Origin of the sequence: Pseudomonas sp. HMSC067G02, assembly GCF_001813485.1 — a bacterium.
In the GTDB taxonomy this organism is placed as follows: Bacteria; Pseudomonadota; Gammaproteobacteria; order Pseudomonadales; family Pseudomonadaceae; genus Pseudomonas; species Pseudomonas aeruginosa.
The window spans coordinates 65,047-82,618 of record NZ_KV812623.1 but is presented as its reverse complement, the minus strand read 5'-3'; the positions used below and the strand labels follow the sequence as shown (position 1 = coordinate 82,618).

At 68.5% G+C, this 17,572-nt stretch carries 20 protein-coding genes; 12 read left to right on the top strand and 8 right to left on the bottom strand.

Features of this window, described 5'->3' with window-relative positions; genetic code table 11:
• Positions 1 to 43: 43 nt before the first annotated feature.
• The 3 genes from pagP (at position 44) to HMPREF2914_RS02160 (ending at position 3,165) form a co-directional block, all read left to right on the top strand.
• Positions 44 to 502 (top strand): palmitoyltransferase PagP, encoded by a 459-nt coding sequence (gene pagP / locus HMPREF2914_RS02170; protein WP_003082771.1) that lies wholly within the window; start codon positions 44 to 46, stop codon positions 500 to 502.
• Positions 503 to 597: 95 nt separating this feature from the next.
• Positions 598 to 1,392: an SDR family NAD(P)-dependent oxidoreductase gene (locus HMPREF2914_RS02165; protein ID WP_003086885.1), complete on the top strand. Its 795-nt coding sequence runs from the start codon at positions 598 to 600 to the stop codon at positions 1,390 to 1,392.
• Positions 1,393 to 1,575: 183 nt separating this feature from the next.
• Positions 1,576 to 3,165, top strand: coding sequence for a RimK family alpha-L-glutamate ligase (locus tag HMPREF2914_RS02160; protein ID WP_003133393.1), 1,590 nt, complete (start codon positions 1,576 to 1,578; stop codon positions 3,163 to 3,165).
• A gap of 10 nt (positions 3,166 to 3,175) precedes the next feature.
• On the opposite strand, the gene HMPREF2914_RS02155 is transcribed toward HMPREF2914_RS02160, so the two are convergent.
• Together HMPREF2914_RS02155 and HMPREF2914_RS02150 are read right to left on the bottom strand one after the other, a co-directional pair.
• Positions 3,176 to 4,741 (bottom strand): Orn/Lys/Arg family decarboxylase, encoded by a 1,566-nt coding sequence (locus HMPREF2914_RS02155; protein WP_014603687.1) that lies wholly within the window; start codon positions 4,739 to 4,741, stop codon positions 3,176 to 3,178.
• 65 nt (positions 4,742 to 4,806) lie between these two features.
• Complete coding sequence (locus tag HMPREF2914_RS02150; RefSeq protein ID WP_003082787.1) at positions 4,807 to 5,499, bottom strand: helix-turn-helix transcriptional regulator; 693 nt, start codon at positions 5,497 to 5,499, stop codon at positions 4,807 to 4,809.
• A 434-nt stretch (positions 5,500 to 5,933) separates the two neighbouring features.
• Between HMPREF2914_RS02150 and HMPREF2914_RS32715 the strand changes: the two genes are divergently transcribed.
• From HMPREF2914_RS32715 to HMPREF2914_RS02130, 4 genes are all read left to right on the top strand, one after another.
• Positions 5,934 to 6,272: a hypothetical protein gene (locus tag HMPREF2914_RS32715; RefSeq protein ID WP_003112384.1), complete on the top strand. Its 339-nt coding sequence runs from the start codon at positions 5,934 to 5,936 to the stop codon at positions 6,270 to 6,272.
• A gap of 182 nt (positions 6,273 to 6,454) precedes the next feature.
• Complete coding sequence (locus tag HMPREF2914_RS02140; protein WP_003082795.1) at positions 6,455 to 6,805, top strand: YciI family protein; 351 nt, start codon at positions 6,455 to 6,457, stop codon at positions 6,803 to 6,805.
• Positions 6,806 to 6,979: 174 nt separating this feature from the next.
• Positions 6,980 to 7,729: a DUF899 domain-containing protein gene (locus tag HMPREF2914_RS02135; RefSeq protein ID WP_003086907.1), complete on the top strand. Its 750-nt coding sequence runs from the start codon at positions 6,980 to 6,982 to the stop codon at positions 7,727 to 7,729.
• A 17-nt stretch (positions 7,730 to 7,746) separates the two neighbouring features.
• Positions 7,747 to 8,970 (top strand): RNA polymerase sigma factor, encoded by a 1,224-nt coding sequence (locus HMPREF2914_RS02130; protein ID WP_023980816.1) that lies wholly within the window; start codon positions 7,747 to 7,749, stop codon positions 8,968 to 8,970.
• A gap of 7 nt (positions 8,971 to 8,977) precedes the next feature.
• On the opposite strand, the gene HMPREF2914_RS02125 is transcribed toward HMPREF2914_RS02130, so the two are convergent.
• From HMPREF2914_RS02125 to HMPREF2914_RS02115, 3 genes are all read right to left on the bottom strand, one after another.
• The gene (locus tag HMPREF2914_RS02125; protein ID WP_003145238.1) at positions 8,978 to 10,189 is read right to left on the bottom strand and encodes an MFS transporter; all 1,212 of its coding nucleotides are present in this window, start codon (positions 10,187 to 10,189) and stop codon (positions 8,978 to 8,980) included.
• A 170-nt stretch (positions 10,190 to 10,359) separates the two neighbouring features.
• Positions 10,360 to 10,773 carry a VOC family protein gene (locus HMPREF2914_RS02120; RefSeq protein ID WP_003082839.1) on the bottom strand — a complete coding sequence of 138 codons (414 nt, stop codon included), beginning with the start codon at positions 10,771 to 10,773 and terminating at the stop codon, positions 10,360 to 10,362.
• Positions 10,774 to 10,809: 36 nt separating this feature from the next.
• Positions 10,810 to 11,235: a YciI family protein gene (locus HMPREF2914_RS02115; RefSeq protein WP_003086910.1), complete on the bottom strand. Its 426-nt coding sequence runs from the start codon at positions 11,233 to 11,235 to the stop codon at positions 10,810 to 10,812.
• Positions 11,236 to 11,492: 257 nt separating this feature from the next.
• On the opposite strand from HMPREF2914_RS02115, the gene HMPREF2914_RS02110 reads away from it, so the two are divergent.
• The 3 genes from HMPREF2914_RS02110 (at position 11,493) to HMPREF2914_RS02100 (ending at position 13,434) form a co-directional block, all read left to right on the top strand.
• Positions 11,493 to 11,762: a MoaD/ThiS family protein gene (locus HMPREF2914_RS02110; protein WP_003086912.1), complete on the top strand. Its 270-nt coding sequence runs from the start codon at positions 11,493 to 11,495 to the stop codon at positions 11,760 to 11,762.
• Between the two features lie 20 nt (positions 11,763 to 11,782).
• Positions 11,783 to 12,889 carry a WD40/YVTN/BNR-like repeat-containing protein gene (locus HMPREF2914_RS02105; protein ID WP_003086913.1) on the top strand — a complete coding sequence of 369 codons (1,107 nt, stop codon included), beginning with the start codon at positions 11,783 to 11,785 and terminating at the stop codon, positions 12,887 to 12,889.
• A 68-nt stretch (positions 12,890 to 12,957) separates the two neighbouring features.
• On the top strand, positions 12,958 to 13,434 hold the full coding sequence (locus HMPREF2914_RS02100; RefSeq protein ID WP_003086914.1) for a YbaK/EbsC family protein: 477 nt from the start codon (positions 12,958 to 12,960) through the stop codon (positions 13,432 to 13,434).
• A gap of 15 nt (positions 13,435 to 13,449) precedes the next feature.
• Here the strand turns inward: HMPREF2914_RS02100 and HMPREF2914_RS02095 are convergent, their stop codons facing one another.
• Both HMPREF2914_RS02095 and HMPREF2914_RS02090 read right to left on the bottom strand, forming a co-directional pair.
• A complete protein-coding gene (locus HMPREF2914_RS02095; protein WP_003086915.1) occupies positions 13,450 to 13,848 on the bottom strand; it encodes a VOC family protein in 399 nt (132 codons plus the stop codon).
• Between the two features lie 37 nt (positions 13,849 to 13,885).
• On the bottom strand, positions 13,886 to 14,536 hold the full coding sequence (locus HMPREF2914_RS02090) for a helix-turn-helix domain-containing protein (RefSeq protein ID WP_003082844.1): 651 nt from the start codon (positions 14,534 to 14,536) through the stop codon (positions 13,886 to 13,888).
• Between HMPREF2914_RS02090 and rhtA the strand changes: the two genes are divergently transcribed.
• Positions 14,535 to 15,428, top strand: coding sequence for a threonine/homoserine exporter RhtA (rhtA, locus tag HMPREF2914_RS02085; RefSeq protein WP_003086919.1), 894 nt, complete (start codon positions 14,535 to 14,537; stop codon positions 15,426 to 15,428). The genes HMPREF2914_RS02090 and rhtA overlap by 2 nt on opposite strands.
• On the opposite strand, the gene pmpM is transcribed toward rhtA, so the two are convergent.
• Positions 15,411 to 16,844 carry a proton-coupled multidrug efflux MATE transporter PmpM gene (gene pmpM / locus HMPREF2914_RS02080; RefSeq protein ID WP_003086920.1) on the bottom strand — a complete coding sequence of 478 codons (1,434 nt, stop codon included), beginning with the start codon at positions 16,842 to 16,844 and terminating at the stop codon, positions 15,411 to 15,413. The genes rhtA and pmpM overlap by 18 nt on opposite strands.
• Before the next feature lie 412 nt (positions 16,845 to 17,256).
• Between pmpM and HMPREF2914_RS02075 the strand changes: the two genes are divergently transcribed.
• The coding region (locus HMPREF2914_RS02075; RefSeq protein ID WP_070702796.1) for a hypothetical protein at positions 17,257 to 17,572 on the top strand (316 nt) is incomplete at its 3' end.

The following is a 17,572-nucleotide window of genomic DNA, read 5'->3' as shown; positions in this document are numbered from 1 at the left end:
ACGTCTTGCCTTCCTTACCTGGCGACGGCCGCCTGGAGTCCCCATGCGCTATCTCATCCTGAGCCTGCTGGCCGTGCTCGCCGCACCTGCCTGGGCTGCCGACGACGGCGACTTCTGGTACCTGCAGACCAGCGTCTACACCCGGCATTTCAACCCGGACCCGGAACACAACAACCACCAGGACCTGCTCGGCCTCGAATACAACCGCGCCGATGGCGTGCTGGCCGGCGGCGCGACCTTTCGCAACTCGTTCAGCCAGCGCTCCAACTACGCCTATCTGGGCAAGCGCTTCGACAGTGACAGCTACCCGGTCTACCTGAAGCTCACCGGCGGCCTATTGCAGGGCTATCGCGGCGAATACCGCGACAAGATCCCGCTGAACCGCTTCGGCGTCGCGCCGGCGATCATCCCCTCGGTGGGCGTTCGTTTCGGCCCGCTGGGCAGCGAGCTGGTGCTGCTCGGCAATTCGGCGGCGATGATCAACCTCGGCCTGCGTCTCTGAGGCCCAGGGCGGGCACGGAACGCTGGCTGGTCTAGGCTGTCGTCTGTTCCCCGAGCCGCGCTCCTGAGCGGTTCGTCACTCGACAGGAGACTCCCATGCAGATCGATCTGAGCGACAAACTGGCAATCGTCAGCGGTTCCACCGCCGGCATCGGCTTCGCCATCGCCAGCGGCCTCGCCGCCGCCGGCGCCACCGTGGTGGTCAACGGACGCAGCCAGGCGGCGGTGGACCGTGCGATCGCGGCGATCCGGAACGGCCAGCCGGATGCCAGGGTACGCGGCGTCGCCGGCGACCTGGGCACGGCGGAAGGCTGCGCGGCTTTCGTTGCGGCCGAGCCGAAGGCGGACATCCTGGTCAACAACCTGGGCATCTTCGAGCTGAAGGACTTCTTCGACATCGAGGACGCCGAGTGGAGCCGCTTCTTCGAGGTCAACGTGATGTCCGGGGTGCGCCTGGCCCGCGCCTACGTCCCGGGAATGGTCGAGCGCGGTTGGGGGCGAGTGGTGTTCCTGTCTTCGGAATCGGCGTTGAACATCCCGGCGGACATGATCCACTACGGCTTCAGCAAGACCGCCAACCTCTCGGTGTCGCGCGGCCTGGCCAAGCGCCTGGCCGGCACCGGGGTGACGGTGAATGCGGTGCTGCCCGGACCGACCCTCACCGAAGGCGTCGCCGAGATGCTCCGCGAGGATGCGCAGAAGGCCGGGCAGAGCATAGAAGAGGCCGGCACCGCCTTTGTCCGGCAGCACCGTTCCAGTTCGATCATCCAGCGCCTGGCGACGCCCGAGGAAGTCGCCAACCTGGTGGTCTACGCCTGCTCGACCCAGGCCTCGGCGACCACCGGCGCGGCCCTGCGGGTCGACGGCGGGGTGCTCGACAGCCTGGCCTGACGAGCGCGCAACGCCAGCGTAAAAATGCTCCTCGGCACTCGCGGCGCGGTACCCGGCGGCCCTGGCCGGTTGCCGCGCCGGCGCCTGGCGGCGGCGCTCGTAAAGCTTGCGTAACGAGGCGCGACAGGAGGCGCCGGCAGGTCTAGAACGGCAGGTACCGTCATTCAGAGGATACCGCCACTCATGTCAGCAGCCTCGTTAGCCACCCTCGACGGGTCGCTCCGCATGACCCCCGTCGAGCAACCCCGACCGCCGGCTCTCGCCGACCTCGGCAGCCGCCTGATGATCGTCGTCGAGCGACGCGAGGACTGGGCCTCCTACCTGCCCAGCGAGGAAGTACTCACCGCCCAGGAATACCTCGAGCAATCGGCGCGCGACCACGGCGGCCGCCGCGTGCAGGTGATCAACCTGTGCCGCGGCTACAAGTACCTCGGCCTCGGCTACTACTGTTCGCTGCTGGCCGAGGCCCGTGGCCACCGGGTGATCCCGTCGCTGCGCTGCATCAGCGAACTGGCTCGCAAGTCGGTCTACGGGCTGGCCCTGGGTGGCCTCGACAAGGCCCTGGACAAGGCGCTGTGCCGTACGCCCTATGGCGCCACCGACGGCTTCACCCTGACCCTGTATTTCGGCCATACCGAGTTCGAGCCGCTGGCCGACCTCGCGCGCCAGTTGTTCGAAGCCTTTCCCTGTCCGATCCTGCTGGTGGAGTTCCGTCGCCAGCAGGGCTGGCATATCGAGGGCGTGCGCCCTGGCGTGCTGAACCGCTTGCGCAGCGACCAGGAGGATGTCTTCGCCGATGCCCTCGACGGTTTCAGCCGGCGCGCCTGGCGCATGCCGCGTTCGCGGCGGGTGGCACGCTACGACATGGCGATCCTGCACGATCCCGACGAAGCGCTGCCGCCGTCCAACCCGCAGGCGCTGGCCAACTTCGTACGGGTCGGCGCCAGCCTCGGCATCGACGTCGAACTGATCGGACGCAAGGACTACGCGCGCCTGGCCGAGTTCGACGCCCTGCTGATCCGCGAGACCACCCGGGTCGACCACCATACCTATCGCTTCGCCGAGAAGGCCGAGCGTGAAGGCCTGGTGGTGATGGACGACCCGGCATCGATCCTGCGCTGCACCAACAAGGTCTACCTGGCCGACCTGCTTGGTTGCCGGCAACTGGGCATGCCGCTCACCGAGATCCTCTACAAGGAACGCCCGCAGGACTGGCAGCGGGTGGCCCGGCGCCTGGGTTTCCCGCTGGTGCTGAAGATTCCCGATGGCTGCTTCTCCCGTGGCGTGGTCAAGGTCAACGACGACAGCGAACTGCTGGCGGCGGCGAGCGAGCTGTTCGAGCGCTCGGTCCTGTTGCTGGCCCAGGAGTTCTTCTACACCGAGTACGACTGGCGCATCGGCGTGCTCGACCGCCAACCGCTGTACGCCTGCCAGTACTTCATGTCGCGCGGCCACTGGCAGATCTACAACCACAAGGCCGACGGCCAGGACGTCAACGGCGAGTGCCGCGCCGTGCCGCTGGAGCAGGTGCCGCCGGCGGTGCTGGAGCTGGCCCTGGAGGCCGCCGGGCGGATCGGCGACGGCCTCTACGGGGTGGACCTGAAGCAGGCCGGCGACAAGGTGCTGGTCATCGAGGTCAACGACAACCCGAATATCGATGCCGGCATCGAGGACGGCCAGCTCGGCGACGAACTCTACAGGCGCATCCTCCAGGCCTTCGTCCAGCGCCTGGAACTCAAGCACCGTGGCCAGTTGAGCAAGGCGCTGCGCTGAGCGGCGCGCCTCAGTCCGGCCGGCGCGTGGCCAGGCGCAGGCCGGAGCCGCGGGCGAGGGCGGCCGGCCTGACGCAACGGACCCGGTAGCGGCCGCGCTCATCGATCTCGATGCCCTGCAACTCGGGAGCGAAACCGGGAAAGTGCTCGCCGAAGGCCTGCAAGGCCAGCAGGTAGTCGATCAGCGCCGGCGATTCCTCGGCCACCCGTTCGCCGGGCAACAGCAGCGGCGTGGCCGCCGGATGGACGCCGACCAGGCTGGCGACCACACGGCCGCCGAGCCTGTCGATCGCCACCGCTTCGGTTTCGTCCCTGACCAGGTGCCCATAGACCGTGGCCGGCGCCAGCGCGGCGTGGCCGGCAGCCCTGGCGGCGGCGTCGGCGAGGGCGGTCAGGTGCAGCCGCAGGCTGGCTTCGTGGATCATCGCGCAGAGTTCGCGCAGGCCGATGTAGCGGTACAGCGGCGAGCTGTCGAGCAACTCCGGCAACACCTGCTTCAGCGGCGCATCGTCGTCGTGCCGGCGTTTGAATTCGCACAGCCTGTCCACCAGCGGCTGCGCGTGTTCCGCCCTGGCGCCCTGGGGAAACAGCAGCAGGAAGCGATAGTCGCCGGTGCGCAACGGGGCGATGCCGTGCCGGCGCAGGTAGCGGCAGACCACCGCGGCGGGTACTCCGAAGCTGGCCGGGCAACCGCGCGAATCGAGGCCGGGGGCGCTCAGGGCGACGCGCAGCGGGTCCAGCCGAGGACTGCTGTCGAGTGTCTCGGCGAGCCCGTGCCAGCGCTTCGCCGGCGTCTCCCGGCCGGCCTCGATGCCAGGCCCCGGGTTGCCCCGCAGTATCTCGAAGAACCACGTATCGCCATCCTCCCTGGCGAGCCGCGCGGCGGCTTCCCAGAGCGCCCGGCGAAAGGCTTCGGCGATGTCGCCGGCGTGCGCCGCCGGGGCTCCTGCGGACCTCTCGCGGTAGGCCGTGGAGAGGTCGTTCAGCGGCGTCGCCAGGTGCTCCGCGGTGCTCTCCGAGCCGATCCGCCACTGCTTGGCCGGCGCCAGATCGAGGCGTGCGCGGCCGTTGTAGCGGGCGCTCACCGGCGTGCGCGGGACCGGCGGGGCATAGTCGCGCAGCCGCCTGGGGCCCGCCGGGGCGCGCCATTCACGCAGGTCGCTGTCGATGCGCTCGGCGATGAAGCGTGCGGGGCCGGCGGCCAGGTTGAAGCATCCCTGGACCTCGTCCAGTAGCTGGCTGGACAACTGCTCGATGCGCAGTTGACGAAACAACAGGAACAGCGGGATGGACGGCGCGACCTGGCGGAGTTCATCGAGCGCCGCTAATTGTGCGGCTTCGTTCTCGCCTGTCGGCTCCGCGACGAGCAGGAGGATGCCGGCGGGGTGCGCGGCGTTGCCGAGAAAATCCAGGGCGACCTTGCGGCTTGGCGCCTGGAAGAGTCGATAGCCGCGTATTTCCAGTTGTCGACAAAGCTCGGAAAGACGATTCGCATCATTGGCCGCGTTTATGTTGGAAGTGACGAGTATTGAATGACGCGAAGGATTGTTTCGAGACATGCTGTTGTCCTTGTCCATTCGAACCGCTCGGTTTCGCCGGCAAAAGCGTCGCCCGGCACGCCGAAGGCTCTCGCGAGGCGCGACTAGTGATTGATGATGTACTTGGCGCTGGCGAAGGTCGGCGGGATATAGAAGTTCCACTTCTTTTGCCGGGCGAGTGCCTTGAAGGCGCCGATGCAACTGCAACCGACCTTCTGGAAGATGTTGCTCTTGTGGAACTTGACGGTACTCAGGGAGCGGCTGATCTGTTCGGCTATTTCTTTTTCCGAGAGACCGGAAAGCAGCAGGTAGATCACGTCCCATTCGCGCGAGGTGAACAACTCCGAGGGTGGCGTGAAGGTGAAGGTACCGATGCCGTCGGTGGCGATGAAGCCGCGCGGGGCGACCGAGGTCAGGGTCTTGGCATGGGCGATCACCCCGGTGCGGTTGCCGCGCCGGTCATACAGCGGCATGCGCTCGAAGTACAGGCAGCAGGGCGCCGGATGGTCGTCCGGCCTGAGCAGCGCCAGGGCCTCGATGCGCTTGCCGGTCTGGATGACCAGCTTGTCGTGCTCTTCGATGCTGGCACTGAAGGGGGACAGCAGGGAGTTCTTCTGGCCGAACCGCGGGGTGATCAGTTCGGTATAGCGACGATTGACATAGACGAAGTTGAGACAGTTGTCTTTCACACTCCAGGCCTCTTCGCTCTGCTCCCAGGAAATGATCAGTTCGATGGGAATGTGCACCGACATGTGGTGAGTCATGTCCAGCAGCTTTTCGATATCCAATAGCGTCATTGGCTACTCCACTCATTTACATGTGGGCGGGTCTTTGAATGGAAGAAAGATGGCGAGGCGAGTGCGTGCCGGGATGTTCGTTGGGTCCTGCGGAAGTTTCTCTGGCAAGTGCTATCTTCTTTTCGGTGGCGTTCGACTCCTGCGTCTGCGAAGTGTTACCGGAGCAACTACGCCGGGGCGCAATTCGATTTCAGGTTATATCCGCGACCTCATGCCCAGGCTGTACTTTTGATCGAGTTTTTTTGCGCTGTTCTAATAGGGGGCGGGCGCGTTGTTCGAAAAGTCGATTGACAGCTGACGGAGGTGGCCAGGGTCCTATCGAACAATTCCAGGAGTTCCCTTTTTCCAATGCGCGATGCCACCGGTCCGTACTTCGCTCGCCGGGGCCGTTGCGCGGCTATGGTGGAAGTCCCGAGGCCTATCGAGGCTTTGTCATGTCGCGTGTGCTTTTCCTGCTCCTGGCCATGGTGCTCGCCGGCCTGGGCCAACCGACCCTCGCCGCGCCCCTGCCGGACGAGCTGCCGGCAGCGTTGCCCGCCGCGCCGCCGGTCGCGCCGTTGCCCATGGGCAGCGCGCCACAGCCGCAACCGGAGGCCGCCGAGCCGGACCTGCCGGGCAGCGACGCGGCCAGCGCCGACGGGGAGGCGACGACCAAGGACGGCTTGAAGATCGGCAACGGCAGTCTCCGCCTGCGCCAGGACGATCCCGGGCCGACCCGGGAAAGCCCGCTGCGCGATCCCCGCCTGAATCCCTACGCACCGCGTCAGCCCTGACCGACGGCCCGCGCCCGGTGGCCGGGCGGGTCTAGGCTTGTGCTGCGGTCGGCGGCGTTCCACGGCGAGCGCCGACCGTTCGTCCGCGCCGCGGGCTTTTTTCCCCGCCGCTGTCGAAAGGCGCCCTCGCCGGGCGACTACCGAACGAACGGATCGTCGATCCGCACCAGGAGCCCACCGCCATGAAATACCTCTGCCTGATCTATTTCGACGAAGCGAAGCTGGCCGCCGTGCCGGCCGAGGAGCTTGCCGCCATCGTCGACGAGTGCATGACCTACTCCGACCAGTTGGGCAAGGCCGGCCACTACATCGCCTCGCACGCCCTGCAGTCGGTGCAGACCGCCACCACCCTGCGCCACCAGGGCGGGCGGCTGGCGATGACCGACGGGCCGTTCGCCGAGACCAAGGAGCAACTCGGCGGTTTCTACCTGATCGAGGCGCGCGACCTCAACCAGGCCCTGCAGATCGCCGCGAAGATTCCGCCGGGACGGCTCGGCTGTGTCGAAGTGCGACCGGTCAAGGAATGGGAGTGAGGGCGCCCGGCGCCGGAGGTGAAGCATGTGCCCCCTTTGCATCGCATCCCTGTCCCTGCTGTGCGCCGGCGGCGCTTCGCTGGCCGGCTTCGCCCTGGCGACCGGGCGCCGGCGCCGCTGGCGGAACGACCCCGGGCAGGCTGGAAAACCGAGAATTTCCGTGGAGAATCGGCAATGAATCCTTCTTTGCAGGACCACCCGGTGAGCAACCGGGAACAATGGCTGGACGCCCGTCGCCGTCTGCTGGCGCGGGAAAAGCAACTCACCCGCCTGCGCGACCAGGTCGCCGCCGAACGACGCGAACTGCCCTGGGTCAGGGTGGACAAGGACTACCGCTTCCAGGGCGAGCGGGGTGAGCGTTCGCTGGCCGAGTTGTTCGGCGGCAATAGCCAGCTAATCGTCTACCACTTCATGTTCGCGCCGGGCTGGAGCGAAGGCTGCGTCGGCTGTTCGTTCCTCGCCGACCACATCGACGGCGCCAACCGGCACCTGGCGCACCACGACGTCAGCCTGGTGGCGGTATCGCGCGCGCCCCTGGAGGAGTTCCAGGCGTTCCGCCGGCGCATGGGCTGGCGTTTCGACTGGTACTCCTCGTACGGCAGCGATTTCAACCGTGACTTCGGGGTGTCCTTCGACAAGGCGCAACTGGCCGCCGGCAGCGTCGACTACAACTACCAGCCGACCCCCGACGCCGGCGAGGAAATGCCGGGTGCCAGTGTGTTCCTGCGCAATCCGGCGGGCGAGGTGTTCCACACCTATTCGGCCTATGCGCGCGGCCTCGACATCCTGCTCACCACCTACACCTTCCTCGACCTGACGCCCAAGGGGCGCAACGAGGACGCGATCATGGACTGGCTGCGTCACCACGACCGCTACGACGAGGCGCCGAAAAGCGCCTGCTGCCACGCGCAGGCCAGCCATTGAGGGAGCACGGCGAGCCGTTGCGCAGCCGCATCGAGGCGCTGTACCGCGAGGAGTCGCGGCGCGTGCTGGCGACCCTGATCCGCCTGCTCGGCGATTTCGAGCTGGCCGAGGAAGCCTTGCACGACGCCTTCATCGCCGCCGTCGAGCAGTGGCCGCGCGACGGTATCCCGCGCAACCCGCGCGCCTGGCTGGTTTCTGCTGGGCGCTTCAAGGCCATCGACAACCTGCGCCGGCGAGCGCGCTTCGACGCCTCGCAGCGGCTGCTCGCCGAGCAACTGGAAGAGCAGGCCGAGGCGCCGGCGGAGGAGGGCGATGCGGTGGAAGACGACCGGCTACGCCTGATCTTCACCTGCTGCCACCCGGCGCTGACCCCCGAGGCACAGGTGGCGCTGACCCTGCGCGAGGTCTGCGACCTGCGCACCGAGGAGATCGCCCGCGCCTTCCTCGCCGCGCCCAGCGCCATCGCCCAACGCATCGTGCGGGCCAAGAACAAGATCCGCGAGGCCCGGATTCCCTACCAGGTACCGACCGTGGAGGAACTCCCCGAGCGGCTGGGCAACGTCCTGCAAGTGATCTACCTGGTGTTCAACGAGGGCTACTCGGCCTCCACCGGCACCAGCCTGACCCGCGCCGATCTCAGCGGCGAGGCGATCCGCGTCGGCCGCCTGCTGGTCGAACTGCTGCCCGACCCCGAGGCCCTCGGCCTGCTCGCCCTGATGTTGCTGCACGACTCGCGGCGCCAGGCGCGGACCTCGGCCAGCGGCGAACTGGTGCGGCTCGACGAGCAGGACCGCACGCTATGGGATCGCGGACTGATCGTCGAGGGGCTCGGCCTGGTCGAGCGGGCCCTGGCCAGCCGCCGTTTCGGGGCCTACACCCTACAAGCGGCCATCGTCGCGGTGCACGCCCAGGCCCCGCGCGCCGAGGACACCGACTGGGCACGGATCGTCGCCCTCTACGACGCGCTGCTGTACCTGGCGCCATCGCCGGTGATCGAACTCAACCGCGCCGTGGCCTTGGCCATGCGCGATGGCGTCGAGGTCGGGCTGGCCGTGGTCGATGCGTTGCTGGCGCGAGGTGAACTGGCCGATTACCACCTGGCGCACTCGGCGCGTGCCGACTTCTGCCGCCGTCTCGGTCGCCGCCGCGAGGCCCGCGAGGCCTACCGCGCGGCGCTGGCCCTGGCGCGCCAGGAGCCGGAGCGGCGCTTCATCGAGCAGCGCCTGCGCGAACTCGATTGAAGCCGGCTCAGGCGCCGTTGGCGCAGGCCGTACGCGCTTCGCCGCCAACGCCACGGGTGAACCACCAGAACGCCAGGGCCGCCAGGCTGATCGCCGCGCCGAGCAGGCTCACCGCGTCCCAGCCGGCCCAGGCGTACATGGCGGTGCCGGCGCTGGCGCCGAGGCCGCTGCCGGCGGCGTAGAACAGCATGTAGCAACCCACCAGGCGGCTGTGGGCGCGCGGGTCGATGGCGAAGACCAGGCTCTGGTTGAGCACATGGATCGCCTGGCCGGCGAGATCGAGCAGCAGCACGCCGAGAATCAGCGCCGCCAGCGAATGCGCGCCGAGGGCGAGCGGCAGCCAGGACAGCAGCAACAGCAGCAGGGCGCCGCCGCTGAGCGCCTGGGCGTGGCCGCGATCGGCCAGGCTGCCGGCCCGCGCCGCGCCCAGCGCGCCGAGCGCGCCGACCAGGCCGAAGGCGCCGATGGCGCTGTGCGACAGCGAATACGGCGGCGCGCCGAGCAGCAATACCAGGCTGCTCCAGAACACCCCGAAGGCGGCGAACATCAACAGCCCGAGCAGGCCGCGCACCTGCAGCACGCGCTGGCTCGCCAGCAGGCCGAACATCGAGCCGAGCAGCTGCCGGTAGGACAGCCCCAGTTCGTTGCTCGGCGCCGCCGGCAGTACCCGCCAGAGCAGCAGGCCAAGCCCGCCCATGCTCGCTGCCGAGACCAGGTAGACGCTGCGCCAGCCGCCGAGGTCGGCGAGCAGCCCGGCCAGGCTGCGCGCCAGCAGCAGGCCGATCACCACGCCGCCCTGCGCCGCGCCGACCACCCGCCCGCGCTCGCCAGGCGCCGCCAGCGCCGCGGCGTAGGCCAGCAGTCCCTGGGTCATGGCGGTGCCGAGCAGGCCCAGTCCGAGCAGCCCCAGCGCCAGGCCGAGGGTATCGCCGGCGAAGCCCACCAGCAGCAGCGACAGCACCAGCAGCAGGAGCTGGACGAACATCAGCCGGCGCCGCTCCAGCAGGTCGCCCAGCGGCACCACCAGCAGCAGCGCCAGGGCGCAACCGGCCTGGGTCGCGCCGAACAGCAGGCCGACCCCGGCCTGGCCGATGGCGAACTCGGCACCGAGGACGTCCAGCAGCGGCTGGGCGTAATAGACGTTGGCCACGCTGAGACCGCAGGCGACGGCGAACAGCAGCACCAGCGCGGAGGGGAGGGAGGATGGCGAGGATGGCATGCGAAGCGCTCCGTAAGGTTTCAATATGAAACTATGCGGAGGCTAGGAATTTTGGTTTTAAAATGCAACTTAAATTATCGCGGCAGTGCGTCTATCGATCGCGACTCGCGCACAGCGGAACGCGGGCCCGCCGCCGATTCACACCTGGCGGCGGGCCCGCGTAGCGGACGCTACCGGTCCTGCTCGCAGTTGACCATCCAGGCCACGCCGAAGCGGTCGGTGAACATGCCGAAGCTCGCCGCCCAGAAGGTCGGGCCCAGCGGCATCTGGACCGAGCCGCCCTCGGCGAGGGCGTTGAACAGGCGCTCGGCCTCGGCCTTGCTGTCGACGTTGAGGCTGATGGAACAGCCCTTGATGCCTTCGTAGGGATAGGCCGGGTGATTGTCCGAGGCCATCAGGGCGAAGCTGCCGACCACCAGCCGTGCGTGCATGATCTTGTCTTTCCAGTCGGCCGGGATGTCGCCGCACTCGGGGCTGTCGCCGAACGGCAGCATGGCCTCCAGGGTGCCGCCCAGGTGCTGGTGGTAGCAGCTGAAGGCCTCCCGGCAATTACCGTTGAAGATCAGGTAGGGGACGATTTGCATGGCGCTTTCCTCGTTCTTGGCGGAGTGCGGGGCGGTTCAGTTGCGTTTTTCCAGCTCGGCGCGCAGGCGCTCCTCGCGCTCGCGCAGTTCCGGGGTGAACTCCTCGCCGAAGTCCTCGGCCTCGAAGACCTGGCGGATCTCGATCTCGGATTCGCCGTCGAATGGGTTCGGGCATCGCTTGACCCACTCGATGGCCTCTTCCAGGGAGGCCACCTGGAACATCCAGAAACCGGCGATCAGCTCGCGGGTCTCGGCGAAGGGGCCGTCGATCACCGTCCGCGCGTTGCCGGAGAAACGCACCCGGGCGCCCTTGGCGCTGGGCTGTAGCCCTTCGCCGGCGAGCATCACCCCGGCCTTGACCAGTTCCTCGTTGTAGCGGCCCATCGCCGCGAGCAGTTCCTCGCTGGGCATCTCGCCGGCTTCGGAAGCCTGGGTGGCCTTGACGATCACCATGAATCTCATCTGCGTTCTCCTTGTTGTTCTGCGCAATGACGGCCCGTTCTGGCCCGCCTCCCGAACTGGTCGAACGGCGGGCCGGCGGATCGACAGGCGACGGCGGTTTTTTCGCTGGCCGGGGCAGTATAGGAGGCCCGCGCCGAGCGGCCGGGATGGCCGACGAGCGTCGCTGCGGAGTGTGCCGACCGCTGGGCGGGCCGCGCCAGCCGTGGCCTGCAGGGCTTCTACACTGTTCCAGCAGAACCATTTCCGCGAGCCTCGGCATGCCCCGTATCGTCTTCGCCCCGGCCATCCAGCGGCATGTCGCCATGCCCGCGCTGGACGTCGGCGCCGCCACCGTCGCCGCCGCCTTGCAGGCGGCCTTCGCCCGCGAGCCGCGCTTGCGCGGCTACCTGCTCGACGACCAGGGCAGTCTGCGCCGGCATGTGGCGCTGTTCGTCGATGGCGTGCAGGTCCGCGATCGCCGGGGATTGGGCGATCCGCTCCAAGACGATAGCGAGATCTACGTGGTGCAGGCGCTGAGCGGCGGTTGACCAACAGAGGAGGACATCCGGTGAGCGAGCGACTCTATGTCGGCACCCGCAAGGGCCTGTTCGAGCTGCGGCGCAACGCGGCGGGCCAGTGGCTGCCGATGGCCAGCCACTTCCTCGGCGAGCCGCTGAGCATGCTCCTCGCCGACCCGCGCGACGGCGCGCTCTACGCGGCGCTGAACCTCGGCCATTTCGGCGTCAAGCTGTGGCGTCGCGACGCCGGCGCGACGGACTGGATGGAATGCACGGTGCCGGTCTATCCGCCGCAGCCGCCAGCGGCCGAACCGCTGGAAGGCCAGGCGGCGGAGCCACCCTGGTCGCTACAGCAGTTGTGGATCCTCGAGCCAGGCGGCGCCGACCGGCCCGGCACGCTGTGGGCCGGGACCATCCCCGGCGGCCTGTTCCGCTCCGACGACCGTGGCGCCAGCTGGCGCCTCAACCGCGAACTCTGGGAACGACCCGAGCGCGCCCAGTGGTTCGGCGGCGGCTACGACCATCCCGGCATCCATTCCATCTGCGTCGACCCACGCGACAGTCGCCACCTCACCGTCGCGGTGTCCTGCGGCGGCGTCTGGCAGAGCCACGACGACGGCCGCAGCTGGACCTGCACCACCAAAGGCATGCGCGCCGACTACATGCCGCCGGAGCAGAGCGAGGAGGCGGCGATCCAGGACCCGCACCGCCTGGTGCAGTGCCAGGCGCGCCCGGAGTTCCTCTGGGTGCAGCACCACAACGGCATCTTCCGTTCCCGCGACGGCGGCCTGCATTGGCAGGGCGTGGTCGCCGAGCCGTCCAGCTTCGGTTTCGCCGTCGCCGTGCATCCGCGGCAGCCGGACACGGCCTGGTTCGTCCCGGCGACCAAGGACGAATGCCGCATTCCCAGGGACGCCCGTTTCGTGGTCACCCGCACCCGCGACGGCGGCCGCAGCTTCGAGACCCTCGAGCGCGGCCTGCCCGACGGCCCGGCCTACGACCTGGTCTACCGCCACGGCCTGGACATCGACCCCAGCGGCGAGCGCCTGGCCATGGGCTCGACCACCGGCGGCCTGTGGCTCAGCGAGAACGGCGGGGAGGACTGGCAGCAGCTCTCCGCCAACCTGCCGCCGATCTACTGCGTGCGCTTCGCCTGAGCGCGCGGTGCTGGACAGCCTCGGCGCGCTTGCATAAGTTCGTGGGTTTTCGCCAAGGAGCCCACCCCATGAGCCTCGAATCCGTCCGGCGGTTCTTCGCCGAGAAAGCCCCGGACCTGCGCATCATCGAGCTGGAAACCAGCACCGCCACCGTCGCCCTGGCCGCCGAGGCCCATGGCGTGGAGCCGGGGCGCATCGCCAAGACCCTGTCGCTGCGGGTCGGCGAGCGCACCGTACTGGTAGTGGCGCGCGGCGACGCGCGGCTGGACAACCGCAAGATCAAGGCCGCCTTCGGCGGCAAGGCGAAGATGCTCGGCGCCGAGGACGTGGTCGAGCTGACCGGGCACCCGGTCGGCGGAGTCTGCCCGTTCGGCCTGGCGACGCCGCTGGCGGTGTACTGCGACGTCTCGCTGCAAGCCTTCGACGAAGTGCTTCCGGCCGCCGGGGCGGTGCACAGCGCGGTCCGCATCGCCCCGCAACGGATGGCCGAGCTGGTGGATGCGCAGTGGGTCGATGTGTGCCAGGAAGTCCTCCAGGAAGCCTGACGGCAACTGCCGGGCTCAGGCCAGATTGAGCTGCCAGGACACCCCGAAGCGGTCGGCCAGCCAGGCGAAACGCTGGCTGAAGCCGTAGTCGCCGAGCGGCATCAGGGCCTTGCCGCCGTCGCTCAGGGCCTCGGCCAGGCGCTCGATCTGCGCGTTGCTCTCGCAGTCGACGAAGAAGGAGAACGCCGGGGTGAAATCGAAGGCGTGCCGCACATGGCTGTCGATGCAATGCACGCTCTGGTCGCCGAGGCGGAACAGCGCCTTCAGCACCGAGCCTTCCGGGCCCGGCCCCTCGGCGCCGTAGCGCTGGATCTGGAGGATCTCGGCGTCGTCGAACAGCGACAGGTAGAAGTTCATGGCCGCCTCGGCCTGGACCCCCTGGAACATCAGGAAGGGGCGTACGCGTGTGCTCATCGCGGTCTCCTCTGGAAGGCTGGCTCGAGGCTAGAGCCTAGCTCACCACGTTGCGGGTGAAACGCACCACCTCGTCCCCATCGTTGACGTAGGCGTACGGCTGGTCGCTGGCGAAGGCATGGAAGTCGCCGGCCTCGATGCGCCGTTCGCCGTCGGCCAGTTCCAGGCGCAGGCGACCTTCGATGACCAGAACCATCTCCCGCCAGCCGGCGGCGTCGGGTTCCGATACGTAGCGCTCGCCCGGTCCCAGCGACCAGGCCCAGAGTTCCACCTCGCGCCGCGCCGGTGCGCTGGCGAGGAGGGTGGCGCGGCTCTCGGGGTGGTGGCCGACCCAGGCCACCGCATTGATCCGCGAGCGGTCGGTGGCCGGTGCCTGGACCAGGTCGGGGAACAGCACGCCGAGGGCGGCGGCGATACGGTCGAGGGTCGACAGGCTGACATTGACGTCGCCGCTCTCGATGCCCACCAGCATCCGCCGGCTGACACTGGCCGCGCGGGCCAGCGCTTCCTGGCTGAGGCCGGCTTGCAGGCGCAGGCGGCGGACGTTGCCGGAGACATGTTCGAGGACGCTGGGGCGTTCGGTAGGGTTGGGCAATATATTGCTCACTGTCGCGGTTTTGCGCATTATAGTGCACATCCCGTTTCCCGCAGTCCATCGGGCTGCTTCCCACTGCCGGACCTCTTCCATGACCTCCACCTCCCGCGGCCTCGCCGGAACGCTGTTGCCGGTCGGCCTGCTATTGATCGCCATGGCCTCGATCCAGAGCGGCGCTTCCCTGGCGAAAAGCATGTTCCCCCTGGTCGGCGCCCAGGGCACCACGGCCCTGCGGCTGTTCTTCGCCGCGCTGATCCTGCTGCTGCTCCTGCGTCCCTGGCGCAAGCGCCTGAGCCTGCAATCGCTGCGCTCGGTGGTGGTCTACGGCATCGCCCTGGGCGGCATGAACCTGCTGTTCTATCTCTCGGTGCGCACCGTGCCGCTGGGCATCGCGGTGGCTCTGGAGTTCACCGGGCCGCTGCTGGTGGCGATCCTCTCCTCGCGGCGCCTGCTGGACTTCCTCTGGATCGGCCTGGCGGTGTTCGGCATCTGGCTGTTGCTGCCGCTGGGCAACAGCGCCGAGCCGCTCGACCTGGTCGGCGCCGCCTATGCCCTCGGTGCCGGCGTGTGCTGGGCGCTGTACATCCTCTTCGGCCAGCGCGCCGGCGCCGACCATGGCGCCCAGGGCGCCGCGCTGGGGGTGCTGGTGGCGGCGATCCTGGTTGTGCCGATCGGCGTCGCCCACGCCGGCGCCGACCTCCTCGACCCGGCGCTGATCCCGTTGGCGCTGGGCGTCGCGGTGCTCTCCACGGCCTTGCCCTACACCCTGGAAATGGTCGCGCTGACCCGCCTGCCGGCGCGCACCTTCGGCACCCTGATGAGCATCGAGCCGGCCTTCGGCGCGCTCTCCGGGCTGCTGTTCCTCGGCGAGCGGCTGAGCCCGACCCAATGGCTGGCCATCGGCGCGATCATCCTCGCCTCGGTCGGCACTACCCTCAGCGTCAAGTCGCGTGGCGCCGCCCCGGCGCTACCGGCCAAGGACTGAGGCGGCCGCCGCGTCCTCCCGCTGCAGGCGCTCGTGCTGGCGGATGAAGCGCCGCGCGCTGCGCGCTAGGCGGATGCAGAGCATGATCGCCGCGCCGGTCAGGCCCACCACCAGGCCCTGCCACAGGCCGCGCGGTCCGGTGGGTTCCTGGATCCAGTCGGTGAGGCCGAGGCTGTAGCCCACCGGCAGGCCGATGCCCCAGTAGGCGAACAGGGTCATGATCATCGTCACCCGGGTGTCCTGGTAGCCGCGCAGGGCCCCGGCGGCGGTGACCTGCAGGGCGTCGGAGAACTGGAACAGCGCGGAGAACACGATCAGCGAGGCGGCGATGGCGATCACCGCCGGGTCCGGCGAATACATCGCGGCGATCTGCTCGCGCAGCAACAACATCAGGCTCGCCGAGACGCAGGCGTAGCCCAGCGCCGCGGCCATCCCCACGCCGGCGGCGAAGCGCGCGTCGCGAGGCAGGCCGGCGCCGAGGTTGTGGCCGACCCGCACGGTCACCGCCATCCCCAGCGAATAGGGAATCATGAACACCAGCGCGCTGAAGTTCAGGGCGATCTGGTGGCCGGCCACCACGTTCTCGTCGAGCCCGCCGATCAGCAGGGCGATCACCGAGAAGATGCTCGACTCGGCGAACACCGCGATGCCGATCGGCAGGCCGACCGCCACCAGCGGGCCGATGGTCGCGCGATCCGGCCACTCCCAGCGCGAGAACAACTGGCTGGCGCGGTAGATCGAGGCCTTGTTCACCCAGAACAGCATGCCGAGGAACATGAACCACATCACCGAGCCGGTGGCCCAGCCGCAGCCGGGGCCACCCATCTTCGGCATGCCGAAGTGGCCGTAGATCAGCGCGTAGTTGATCGGGATGTTCAGCAGCAGCCCGCCGATCCCCAGCACCATGCTCGGCCGGGTCCGTCCCAGGCCGTTGGTGTAGCAGCGCAGTACGTGGTACAGCGCCGCCGCCGGGAAGCCCAGGGCGATGCCCTTGAGGTACAGCAGGCTCGGCCCGATCAGTTCCGGGCGCACTTTCATCAAGCCGAGGATCGGCTCCGACAACCACCACAGCACCGCCCCCGACAGCGGTCCGATCAGCAGCGCCAGCCACAGCGCCTGGCGCACCAGCGGCCCGGTGCCGGGCTGGTCGCCGGCGCCATGGCGCTGGGCGACCTTGGCCGTGGTGGCGAGCAGGGTGCCGGTCATCAGCAGGAACATCGGGATCCAGATCGAGTTGCCCAGCGCCACCGCTGCCAGGTCGTGCGGACTGGCGCGCCCGGCCATCACCGCATCGACGAAGCCCATGGCGGTGGTCGCCAGTTGCGCGATCATGATCGGCGCGGCGAGGGTCAGCAGTTCCTTGAGTTCGGCGCGGATGCGCAAGCCACGGGAAAGGGGCAGGGCGGGGCTGTTCACGGCAGTCCTTGTCTGGGCAGGGGAACCGCGTAGTTTACGGGTTGACGGGGTGGTCAGGAAGGGTCAGCAGGGTCGTGCCGGTTGCCCAGCCCCCCACCGCGCTACGCGCAGACAAACGACCCCGCGCTGCCCGCTTGAGGCCCGACCCCGTAGGGCGAATAACCGCCTGGCGGTTATCCGCCGGATACCCGTGACAGCGGCGGATGACATGCCCTGGAAACGCCGGACATCTCCCCCAGACTTTTCCGCAGCCTCTCTCAGACGCCCAGGAATTGGATAAAAAACCAGTAGGAGGAAGATGGAGGGGTCGCCAAGTCCATCTGTTTTCTTGGGGGCAGAAAAGACGCGGGCCGCAGGTGCAGGAACACCTACGACCCGCTAACCAGAGACCAGCTAATCAAGGAGCTGACCCATGGCTAAGGCCGATGATACGTCGAATCCCGCAATAACCGCACAGTCCCCTTCCACCTTCATCCCCCTGCGACGCACCTCGCAATGCAACCAGCATCCCGGCTGCGCCACCCTCTACCTGGACTGCAGCGCAGCCAGCGAAGATCTGTTCGACACCGCCCGCACCCGTCTGGAGTCGGCGATCGGAACGCTGAGCGTCCTCGACCTGCTCGACGAAACCGAAGAGCCCGGCGAAAGCATCTGCCGCATCACCGGTTCCCTGCTGTCGTTGCTCAGCGACGCCCTGTCGCTGTTCGAGGCGGAATACGCACGCAGAC